The sequence below is a fragment of the Streptomyces sp. NPDC054783 genome (assembly GCF_053611725.1).
The window spans coordinates 1-10396 of record NZ_JBSHAY010000077.1 but is presented as its reverse complement, the minus strand read 5'-3'; the positions used below and the strand labels follow the sequence as shown (position 1 = coordinate 10396).

The window sequence follows — 10396 nt, the reverse complement described above, 5'->3', positions numbered from 1 at the left end:
TGGCCGACCAACTCGACACCGCCATCGAACAAAAGGGCAAAGGCGACCTCGCCACCCTCCTCGCCGGCAGCGACACCTGGACCGTCATCGGCTGAGACACCCCCTGACACCCGGCGCGCACACCCTTGCAGCGCCGGGTTCACACACGCACTCCACTCTCACAAGGAGGACCCGCAATGCCTTCGAACGCCGTCGTCGACGAGGAATGGGCCGTCCGGGCGGTACGGGAGGCGGTTCCGCGCCGCCTGCTGATGTGCCGTCCGCAGTACTTCGACGTGACGTACAGCATCAATCCGTGGATGGACCCGCAGAAACCGACGGACACCGCGGCCTCGCTGCGGCAGTGGGAGTCGCTGCGGGAGCTGTACGTGTCGCTCGGGCACACCGTCGAGGTGATCGAGCCGCTCGAGGGCCTGCCGGACATGGTGTTCGCGGCCAACGGCGCCACCGTGGTCGACGGCAAGGTGCTGGGCGCGCGGTTCCGGCACCGGGAGCGGACCGCGGAGGGGCCGGCCTATCTGGACTGGTTCGAGCGGAACGGGTATCGCGAGATCCTGTGGCCGGAGTTCGTCAACGAGGGCGAGGGTGACTACCTTCGGGTGGGGCGGCGGATCCTCGCCGGAGCCGGGTTCCGCACCGATCCGCGTTCGCACGCCGAGGCGCAGGAGTTCTTCGGACTGCCGGTGACCGGTCTGACGCTGGTCAACCCGAACTTCTACCACCTGGACACCGCCCTCACGGTGCTCTCGCCGACCGAGATCATGTACTACCCGGCGGCGTTCACGCCGGGCAGCCAGTCGGTGCTGCGGGAGATGTTCCCGGACGCGATCCTGGCCACGGACGAGGACGCGGCGGTGTTCGGCCTCAACGCGTTCTCCGACGGGCTCAATGTGCTGCTGCCGCAGGCGGCCACCGGACTCATCGAGAAGCTGAAGGACCGTGGCTTCCACCCGATCGGCGTGGAGCTGGGCGAGCTGCTCAAGGCGGGCGGCAGCGTCAAGTGCTGCACCCTCGTCCTGTAGGACGGCCAAGACGGACCACGAGAAGACAGACGTCGAAGACAGACGACGAAGAGAGACCACCGAAGAGCTCGGCCACCGCCGGCCCGGTGCTGTGAGGCACTCGGGTCGGCGGTGGCCGTTGGCCGGTCCGGACGGGGGAATCACGGACCGGCGTCAGGGGGGCGGACGGTCAGCCCGTGTAGAGGGGCTCCCGCTCCTGGCGGGGACCGGGGATCGGGGCGGTGGCCGGGAAGCGGTTGAGCTTCTCGCCCTCCACGTCCATGTTCGGCAGCAGCCGGTCCAGCCAGCGCGGCAGCCACCAGGCGGACCTGCCGAGCAGGGCGAACAGGGCCGGGACCAGGGCCATGCGGACCACGAAGGCGTCGAAGAGGACGGCGGCGGCGAGGCTGAAGCCCATCATCTTCACGAAGTCGTTCGTGTCCAGGATGAAGCTGGAGAAGACGCTGGTCATGATGATCGCGGCGGCGGTGACGACCCGTCCGCCGTAGCGGAAGCCGGTGACCACCGCGTCGGAGGGGCTCGCCCCGTGGACGTACGCCTCCCGCATCCGGGCGACGAGGAAGACCTCGTAGTCCATCGCGAGACCGAAGACCACACCGATCATGAAGATCGGCAGTGTGCTCATGACCTGGCCCTGCTGGGTGATGCCGAGGCCCTTGGCGAGCCAGCCCCACTGGAAGACCGCGACGACCGCGCCGAGCGCCGCACCGACCGAGAGCAGGAAGCCCAGGGCCGCCTTGAGCGGGACGAGAACCGAGCGGAAGACCAGCATCAGCAGGAGGAAGGCGAGGCCGACGACCAGACCCAGGTAGGGCAGGAGGGCGTCGTCGAGGGTCTTGGAGAAGTCGATGTAGAGGGCCGTCGTGCCGGTGACCAGCACCGTGGCGTTGTCGGAGGACCGGAAGTCGTCCTTCATGCCGCGGATCGTCCTGACCAGTTCCTCGGTGGCGTGGTCCTGCGGGCCGGTCTTCGGCACGACGGTGATGATCGCCGTGTCACCCTTGGGGTTGGTGGCCGCGGGGCTCACCGTCGCGACGTTCTCGACCTTGGCGAGCCGCCTGCCGACCTGGGCCGCCGCAGCAGCCGTGTCCTTGCCCTGGACCGTGACGGTCAGCGGGCCGTTGAAGCCGGCTCCGAAGGAGTCGGACAGCATGTCGTACGCCTTGCGCTGGGTGGTGTCCTTGGCGTACGTGCCCTCGCTCGGCAGACCCAGCTGCATGCTGGCCGCGGGGATGGCGAGGGCGCCGAGACCCGCGACACCGACGAACAGGACGGTCAGGGGACGGCGGACGACGAACGCGGCCCAGCGGGTGCCGAGGTTCGGCTTCACGCGCGCCGCCCGCTTGTCCGCCTTGCGCTGCTGACGGGCGCTCAGCGGCTTGCCGTAGAAACGCTTGCGCTCGGCGCGGGGCATGACCTTGATCGGTGCGAAGCCGAGGAGGGCGGGGACGAAGGTGAGGGCCACGAGGACCGCGATCGCGACCGTGCCGGCCGCGGTGAGGCCCATCTTGGTGAGCATCGGCACGTCGACCACGGCGAGGCCCGCCAGGGCGATGATCACGGTGAGGCCGGCGAAGACGACGGCGGTGCCGGCGGTGCCGACGGCGCGTGCGGCGGCGTCCTGGCGCTCGCGGCCCTCGGACAGCTCGGCGCGGTAGCGGGAGATGACGAACAGGGCGTAGTCGATGCCGACCGCGAGACCGAGCATCATCGCCAGCGTGGTCGTGGTGCTCGACAGGCCCAGCGTGGAGCCGAGTGCGGTGATCGCGGAGGTGCCGATGGCGACGCCGATGAGCGCGGTCACCAGGGGCATGCCCGCGGCGATCATCGAGCCGAACGTGAGGATCAGGACGAGGGCGGAGATCAGGATGCCGATGCCTTCGGCGCCGCCGCCCGAGCTCGCCTCCAGCTTGACCGCGTCACCGCCGGCCTCGACGGTCAGGCCGCTCTTGCGGGACTGGTCGAGGGCCTCGGTGAGGGCGTTGTGCGCCTTGTCGTCCAGCTTGGTGGCGGCGACCTTGTAGGTGGCGATCGCGTAGGCGGTGGTGCCGTCCTTGCTGACGGCGTTCGCCTTGAACGGGTCGGACACGGCGACCACTTCGGGTGCCTTGCCGAGCCGGGCGACCAGGTCCTCGACCTTGGCCTTCTCCCCAGGGTCGGCGAGCTTGTGACCCTGCGGGGCGCGCAGCACCACGCGGGCGGTGGCGCCGTCGGCGTTCGCCGCCGGGAACTTCTCCTTGAGCAGATCGAAGGCCTTCTGGGACTCGGTGCCCGGCATGGAGAACGTGTCGGCGGGCGGCGTGGGCGCGGAGGAGGCAGCGACGCCTATTCCGATGAGGGCGGCGAGCCACAGCAGGGTCACCAGGCCGCGTCGCCGGAAGGCGAAGCGGCCCACTGATGAGAGGAAGGTGGCCATGTCGTAGAGACTCCTGCTCTTACGCGGATTGTGAGGGGATGGGTGATGCTGCCGGGACCGGTCGCCGGTCACGTCCAGGGAGGTGAAAGTGGGGAGGACGTCGTCGGGTTGTCGTTGGGGATGACCCCGTGTCCAGCGTCCTCGGGAGCGCTTGAGGAGTATTTGAAAGAAGCTCGAGCTGAGCCTCAAAGACTGTCCGCACCGAGTTCGGATTGCTTGGAGTGCCCCTGGGCCGGCAACCCTCACCACCACCCCAAGGGCACCGACGGAGGCGGAGGCTGAGATCATGACCGTCGAGCTGGTGGGCACCGCCGAACGCACGCTGCAGAGCCGGAAGTTCGCCGCCCTGTACGCGCAGGTACAGCAGTTCTACGCGCACCAGATGCAGATCCTGGACGCGCACGACACCGACAGCTGGTCGGGCACCTTCACCGAGGACGCCGTCCTGGAACTTCCTTCCCTGCCCGAGCCGGTGCGTGCGCGCGACGGGCTCGCCCGCTACGTGCGCGCCGGCGCGGCACGGCAGCGGCGGGCCGGCAGCCGCCTCGACCACTGGGTCGGCAAGCTCGACGTACACCCCCGGGCGGACGGGTCGCTGCAGACCCGCTGCTCGGCCCTGGTGTACCTCACGCCGAGCGGTGGCGGTTCCAAGGTCCTGTGCGCGTACGTCATGGAGGACGTCCTGGTCCGCACCCGCGGCGAGTGGCGCGCCGCGCATCGCCGGGTGACCCGCGACGACCTGGCCTGATCGCGCACTGCCTGCTCGCTGTCGTGGACGCGGCTTCGAGCGGCCGCCCCCGACCGGTGTTCCGGGACATCGGGGCGGCGGTGGCCTACGCACTCGTGCGCGGCCCGCGGGGCCGGCGACGGTCCCGACCGGAGATCAGGGCAGGCTGGTGAACGCCGCGAGGACGTCGTCGAGTTCGTGTGTGTGGACGGTGAGCGACTCGGCCGTGACCGCTGCCGCGTCGAGGACCGCGAGCACGGCCCGGAGGGTCTCGATGCCGGCATCGGCGGAGATCTGGAGGGTGAGCGTCGCCGGGTCGCTCCACGCGTCGCCGAGGCCCGGCCCCGATCCGGCGCCGAAGGCGGCGCCGGCGCGTCCGAGCGCGATCGCGTCGGCGAACCGCAGGCGGATGAGGGCATCGGGCGGATCGTTCCGGGGGGCCGGACCGAACTCGGGACGGCCGGACTCGGGATGGCCGGCCGGTCGGTCCGGCCCGGGTTCCTCGTACGTCGGCAGGACGCTCAGGCGGGACGCACGCGGGGTCACCGTGCGCCCGGGCGAGCCGCCGGACGCACCGGAGGAGGGCTCACCGCCGCTCCCGTACCCGGTGGCTCGGTCGGTCTCGGGTTCCGGACCGGACGGCGGTACGGCGTGGAGTCGGTCGTGGGCCGAGGGAGGAGCCCAGGGTGTGTGTGTCACGGGCACTGCCCCCGCCTTCGCTCGAGTGTCGTCGTCCGGCAGCCGGTGAGCCGGGCCGGGCCGATGGTTCGGCCTTGCTGTCGCCGCTGCTCGTTCACCGCAGGGTCTCCGCCTCGTCCGGGTCCGGCACGATCACCGTGCCGGCCCCGTCGTCGGTGAACATCTGAAGAAGTACCGAGTGCGGGATCCGTCCGTCGATCACCCGGGCCGCTCCCACGCCGCTTCGTACGGCGTGCAGGCAGCCGGTCATCTTCGGGACCATGCCGTCGCTCAGCTCCGGCAGGAGCTTCTCCAGTTCGCCGGCCGTCAGCCGCTGGATGACCTCGTCACTGTCCGGCCAGCCCGCGTACAGGCCCGCGACGTCCGTCAGCATGACGAGCGCCTCGGCGCGCAGCGCGGTCGCGAGCGCCGCCGCCACGGTGTCGGCGTTGACGTTGTAGACCAGGCCGTCCTCGACGCTGCGGGCGAGCGGCGAGACCACCGGGATCCGGCCGTCCGCCAGCAGGCTGTCCAGGGCACCGGTGTCCACGCCGGCGATCTCGCCGACCCTGCCGACGTCCACCGGCTCCCCGTCGATCCACGGCACGTGCCGCACCGCGGTGAGGGTGTCCGCGTCCTCGCCGGTCATGCCGACGGCGAGCGGGCCGAAGCGGTTGATCAGCCCGACCAGTTCGCGCTGCACCTGGCCGGCGAGGACCATCCGCACCACGTCCATCGCGGGCGGCGAGGTGACTCTTAGCCCGGCTCGGAACTCGCGCTCCAGGCCACGCCGTGCGAGCTCGGCATCGATCTGGGGGCCTCCTCCGTGCACCACCACGGGCCGCAGCCCGGCGTAGCGCAGGAAGACGACGTCGCGGGCGAAGGCCGCCGTGAGGTCCTCGGCGACCATGGCGTGTCCGCCCAGCTTGAGGACGACCGTCCGGCCCTGGTGGCGGGCCAGCCATGGCAGGGCGTCGCCGATGGACCGGGCCTTGGCCAGGGCCGGGTGCACGCTGACGGTCATGAGGACCTCGCACGCCGGGGGGCTGGGCCGCCGACCGGGCAGTGGGCGCTCATAGGCACGACTCCTTCTGTGGAGGACCCCGGCCCCGAGGCCGGGCCCCGACGACCGATGGACATGCGCTTGAGTACGGCACGAAAACACTTGGCCGTGATACGGGGTTTTGGGAAGGTGAATACCTGTCGGCCCGAGCTGCGGTTGCGCGGCAATCATCGCGCGCGGACACGGGCCAATGGAACATCGATTCCCGTCAACTCCGTGACGGATATCAAGGGCAATGGTTCCCGCAAGCCTCCACGGGATTCCCGAAAGGTGCCATGATCGGGCTCGGCGGTCTCGCCAACTCCATCCCAGTGATGGATGATTCACTTTCCACTCGAAAGTGAATCATGGACGGCTTGAATTGGAGTGGAATCATGAGCAGCAACCCGTTCGACGACGCCGACGGCCGGTTCTACGTTCTGGTGAACGACGAGCAGCAGCACTCGCTGTGGCCCTCGTTCTCCGAGGTTCCCGCCGGCTGGCGCATCGTGTTCGGCGAGGAGAGCCGCGACAAGTGCCTCGCGTACGTGGAGGAACACTGGACCGACCTGCGGCCGCAGAGCCTGCGGGACGCGATGGACGCAGGCACGGCCGCCGCCGACGCCGCGTGAGGTGACCGGGCGCCGCCCGGTACTGCCATGGGGGTGGGCCCCGGTGCTGCAGTGACAGCACCGGGGCCCACCCCCATGCCGCGCCGCCTCAGGCGGCCGAGCGCGCGACCTCCACGCTGCTGCCCAGCTCCTGCTCGGTGCGCCGCAGCACGATCGAATCGGCGATCTCGCCGCTGCGTATCGCGATGTTCGACAGCAGGGCGGACGTCAGGCCGTGGGTGTGCTCGGTGCCGCCCTGGAGATAGACGCCACAGGTCAGCCCGGATGCGGCGACGAGGCGGTAGTCGCGCGTCACCTGGTGCCTGCCCGCCTTGTCGCGCAGGAAGTTCTGGTCGAAGTCGCCGAGCAGGCGGGCCGGGTCCACGCCGTCGTAGCCGGTGGCGAACACGATCGCGTCGACGGCCAGTTCCGTCGTCCGGTCGTCGAGCTGCGAGTGCAGGACGACCCGCGTCGCGTCACTGGTCTGCTCGACCTCGGCGACCCGGGTGAGGTTGCGGAAGTGCAGCCGCTGGCTGCCGCGCACCTGCTCGTCGTACGAGCGCTGGTACAGGGCCCGGATGACGTCCGCGTCGACCACCGAGTAGTTGGTGTTGCGGTGATAGCGCCAGAACGAGTCCCGGGCCCGCTCGGTGCCGAAGTAGTACTCGTCGACCGCGCTCGGGTCGAACACCTGGTTGGCGAAGGGGGTGTCGTCGGCGATGGAGTAGCCGTAGGACGGCATGATCGCGGAGACCTCGGCGTGCGGCAGCGAGTCGTAGAGGAACCGGGTGATCTCGGCCGCGCTCTGGCCGGCGCCGACCACCGCCACGCTCTTGAGGCCGCCCGGGTCCTGTGCGTTGAACCTGCTCAGGAACTCCGAGCTGTGCCACACCCGTTCGCCGGCCGTCATACCCTCGGGCAGACGCGGCACCAGGCCCGTCGAGATGGCCACGTTGCGTGCGGTGACGACGCTGGTGGTGCCGTCGCTGCCGCGCACCTCGATCTCGAGGAGGTCCGGCGTCTCGGCGCCGGCCCCGGTGCGGGGCCGGATCGAGGTGACCTCGGCGCCGTAGGTGACCCGGTCGCTCAGGTCGGCGGCCGCCCACTCCAGGTACTGGTGGAACTCCTGCCGGGTCGGGAAGAAGTCCTGGTTGTTCACGAACTGCACCAGACGGTCCGAGGCGTGCAGAAACGAGATGAAGCCGTACCGGGACGTCGGATTCCTGAAGGTCACGAGGTCCTTGAGGAACGAGATCTGCATGGTCGTCGACGGCAGCAGCATGTTCCGGTGCCAGCCGAACGTGGGCTGTCGCTCGAAGAAATGCGACTTGATCGGATGCTGCGGAGAGCTCGCTTCGTGTTCCTCCAGGGCGATCGCGAGCGACATGTTGGACGGGCCGAACCCGATACCGACCACGTCGTAGATCCCTTGGCTGGGCCTACCCGTTATGTCCATAGAAAATTCTCCCGCTTGCGTCTGGAAAACTCGACCGGTGGCTCGAGAGACCGTCTTGCAGTGTTCTCCGGAGAGTGTCTAAAAGGCAACTCGAGGGCGGCACGAAGACTGTTCGACGGCTTCATCAGGTGCTCGCCGGTCGAAGGGCGTTGTCCCGTCGACGGGACGGGCGGTAGGGTCGGCGCGGATTCTCAAGATTTCCGCGTGGCGCGGCCTATGGCGTATGTCCGGAGTAATGCATCAATCCTGCCCCTGAGCCAGAGCCATGCCCCGAGCCCATTGCCGAAAGGTGAATCCGGATGTTCGTGCCCAGCTTTTATCGCGAACCGGACAGTGCGTGGATGGCGGACCTGATCCGCGGTAACCCATTGGCGCTTGCGGTGACCAATGGCAGCCCCGAGGACGGTCCGTTCGCCACGCACCTGCCGGTCATCTTCGACCCCGAGAAGTCCGGCGACTGGTCCGGCGAGCTGCCGGGGGCCACGCTGCTCGGGCACATGAACCGGGCGAATCCGCACTGGGCTGCGCTGGAGACGGGCAGTGTCCTGCTGCTGACGTTCACCGGTCCGCACTCCTATGTGTCGCCCACGGTGTACGAGAAGACTCCGGCCGCCCCGACCTGGAACTTCACCGCGGTGCATGTCCGGGGCGTGGTGGAGAAGATCTCCTCGATCGAGGAGACGCTGGGCGTGGTGCAGTCCACCGTGCGCGCCTACGAAGGGGCGTTCGGCAACGGCTGGGACATGACCGAGTCGCTCGGCTACTTCCGCGAGATCGTGCCCGCCGTGGGGGCCTTCCGGTTCACGGTGACCGGGGCCGAGGGCATGTTCAAGCTCAGCCAGGAGCAGCCGGGCGAGGTGCGCGAGCGGGTGCGGGAGTCGTTCGGGCAGAGCGGGTGCACGTACAAGCGCGACGTCGCCGGGCTGATGAGCCGGCTGCCGTGACTGAGCCGGCTGCCGTGACGTGCCGGAGGCCTCGGTGCCGGGGCCTCAGGCGCTGATGGCCACCGGGCGGGTCCGCTCGGCGAGCACCCCCGGCCGCGCGCTCTCCGCGGGGACGCCCGCGGCCGGCGCGGTCAGGCCCTTGACGCGCTTGAGCTCGGGGAACTCCGCGCGCTCCGCCAGCGTGCCGAGGTCCTCCAGGGCGCTCGCGGCCGCGCTGTCGAGCGTGGTCATCACCCACTGCTCGAAGTCGACGCCCAGCTGCTCCGCGGCCCTGTGCCAGCACTGGAAACGGCTCCCGGGGACCTCCAGGCGGCGGCTCGGCTCGGCGGAGGTACGCGGCTGCTGCTCGCTCTGGCGCGCGGCGCGGACGGCGCTGCGCAGCTGCTTGGTGGTCCACTGCCGCTGCTCGGCACGGTCGAGCCAGATTTCCTGTTCCTCGACCGGCATGGAGGCCAGCTCGGCGTGGTGCTGGAAGCTCAGGGCGGGCCGGCGCCGAGTGAGGTCGAAGCGTCTGGAGACCCACGCGTAGTTGCGCAGGGTCTGGTACGAGAGGCCGGCGGCGCGTATCCCGCGCTGGTACCGGTCGGTGTAGTGGTCCTTGCCGTACACGAGCCAGTCGCCCAGCCACCAGGAGGACGAGTCGAGGACGTCGGCGAGCTGGCGCCCGGCCCGCTCCCACTCGTCGTAGGCCATCTTGGCCGGCATCTGGAGGCCCACCCTGGTCGTCAGCACCTGGCCCCGGCGCGGCGTGGCCCCCGCAGTGCGCGACTGCCGCGACGGGGTCGGCGGGAGAGTGGTTGCCGGGCCGCCATGCGACCCCGCGGACTGACCGGCCTGACGCGTCATCATGCCTCCATGAAAAGGGTCCACATAACCGGCGAGAAGCCTCGCAGGGCGGGGTGGAGCTGGGCCGGAGCAGGGCCGGAGCGGTGCTCGAACGGTTGCGCGTCGAACGTCTCCGCGGCATGGCGCGGGGGTGTCCCGCCGACGGGACACGGTACGAGGGCGACTTGCGACGGCGGTTTCAGGCAGCGGCGGGGGCTGCTGACGCGTAAGGGCGGCGTACTCCGGTGTGGTGCCGGGGTACGCCGCCTTGGGCGTGGGGCGGGGTGGCTTGTCCGCGTTGTCGTGGTGGTTACTTGGAGTCCTGGTTGAACTTGGAGGTGGACCAGCGGTAGCCGAGGGCGGTGAGGGCGAGGCTCCAGGCGAGGGCGATCCACCAGTTGTTGCCGATGTGGGTGCCCAGGAGGAGGCCGCGCAGGGTTTCGATGGTGGGGGTGAAGGGCTGGTAGTGGGCGATGGGCTGGAACCAGCCGGGCATGGAGTGCAGGGGGACGAAGGCGCTGGAGAGCAGGGGGAGCAGGATCAGGGGCATGGCGTTGTTGCTGGCGGCCTCGGCGTTGGAGCTGATCAGGCCCATCCCGACCGCGATCCAGGTCAGTGCCAGGGCGAACAGGGCGATGAGTCCGAAGGCGGCGAGCCAGTCAAGGGCGGTGGCGT

At 69.9% G+C, this 10396-nt stretch carries 10 protein-coding genes; 4 read left to right on the top strand and 6 right to left on the bottom strand.

The genetic code is table 11. The features are described 5' to 3' along the window. Positions 1-176 precede the first annotated feature (176 nt). Positions 177-1022 carry a dimethylargininase gene (gene ddaH / locus ACWGJ5_RS46040; protein WP_453315560.1) on the top strand — a complete coding sequence of 282 codons (846 nt, stop codon included), beginning with the start codon at positions 177-179 and terminating at the stop codon, positions 1020-1022. A 169-nt stretch (positions 1023-1191) separates the two neighbouring features. Here the strand turns inward: ddaH and ACWGJ5_RS46035 are convergent, their stop codons facing one another. Next, on the bottom strand, positions 1192-3438 hold the full coding sequence (locus ACWGJ5_RS46035; protein ID WP_453315559.1) for an MMPL family transporter: 2247 nt from the start codon (positions 3436-3438) through the stop codon (positions 1192-1194). A gap of 286 nt (positions 3439-3724) precedes the next feature. Between ACWGJ5_RS46035 and ACWGJ5_RS46030 the strand changes: the two genes are divergently transcribed. Then, the gene (locus ACWGJ5_RS46030; RefSeq protein WP_453315558.1) at positions 3725-4186 is read left to right on the top strand and encodes a nuclear transport factor 2 family protein; all 462 of its coding nucleotides are present in this window, start codon (positions 3725-3727) and stop codon (positions 4184-4186) included. 135 nt (positions 4187-4321) lie between these two features. Here the strand turns inward: ACWGJ5_RS46030 and ACWGJ5_RS46025 are convergent, their stop codons facing one another. Together ACWGJ5_RS46025 and argB are read right to left on the bottom strand one after the other, a co-directional pair. Continuing rightward, positions 4322-4864: a hypothetical protein gene (locus ACWGJ5_RS46025; RefSeq protein ID WP_453315557.1), complete on the bottom strand. Its 543-nt coding sequence runs from the start codon at positions 4862-4864 to the stop codon at positions 4322-4324. Between the two features lie 94 nt (positions 4865-4958). Then, positions 4959-5867, bottom strand: coding sequence for an acetylglutamate kinase (gene argB / locus ACWGJ5_RS46020; protein ID WP_453315556.1), 909 nt, complete (start codon positions 5865-5867; stop codon positions 4959-4961). A 413-nt stretch (positions 5868-6280) separates the two neighbouring features. On the opposite strand from argB, the gene ACWGJ5_RS46015 reads away from it, so the two are divergent. Next, positions 6281-6517 carry an MbtH family protein gene (locus tag ACWGJ5_RS46015; protein WP_453315555.1) on the top strand — a complete coding sequence of 79 codons (237 nt, stop codon included), beginning with the start codon at positions 6281-6283 and terminating at the stop codon, positions 6515-6517. Between the two features lie 88 nt (positions 6518-6605). On the opposite strand, the gene ACWGJ5_RS46010 is transcribed toward ACWGJ5_RS46015, so the two are convergent. Beyond that, positions 6606-7952, bottom strand: a complete 1347-nt coding sequence (locus ACWGJ5_RS46010; RefSeq protein WP_453315554.1) for a lysine N(6)-hydroxylase/L-ornithine N(5)-oxygenase family protein — start codon at positions 7950-7952, stop codon at positions 6606-6608. Between the two features lie 299 nt (positions 7953-8251). Between ACWGJ5_RS46010 and ACWGJ5_RS46005 the strand changes: the two genes are divergently transcribed. Continuing rightward, positions 8252-8896: an FMN-binding negative transcriptional regulator gene (locus tag ACWGJ5_RS46005; RefSeq protein WP_453315553.1), complete on the top strand. Its 645-nt coding sequence runs from the start codon at positions 8252-8254 to the stop codon at positions 8894-8896. Between the two features lie 45 nt (positions 8897-8941). Here ACWGJ5_RS46005 and ACWGJ5_RS46000 read toward each other — a convergent pair whose 3' ends face one another. Continuing rightward, complete coding sequence (locus ACWGJ5_RS46000) at positions 8942-9613, bottom strand: LmbU family transcriptional regulator (protein ID WP_453315561.1); 672 nt, start codon at positions 9611-9613, stop codon at positions 8942-8944. A gap of 418 nt (positions 9614-10031) precedes the next feature. Continuing rightward, on the bottom strand, positions 10032-10396 hold a 365-nt coding region (locus ACWGJ5_RS45995; RefSeq protein ID WP_453315552.1), incomplete at its 5' end, for an ABC transporter permease.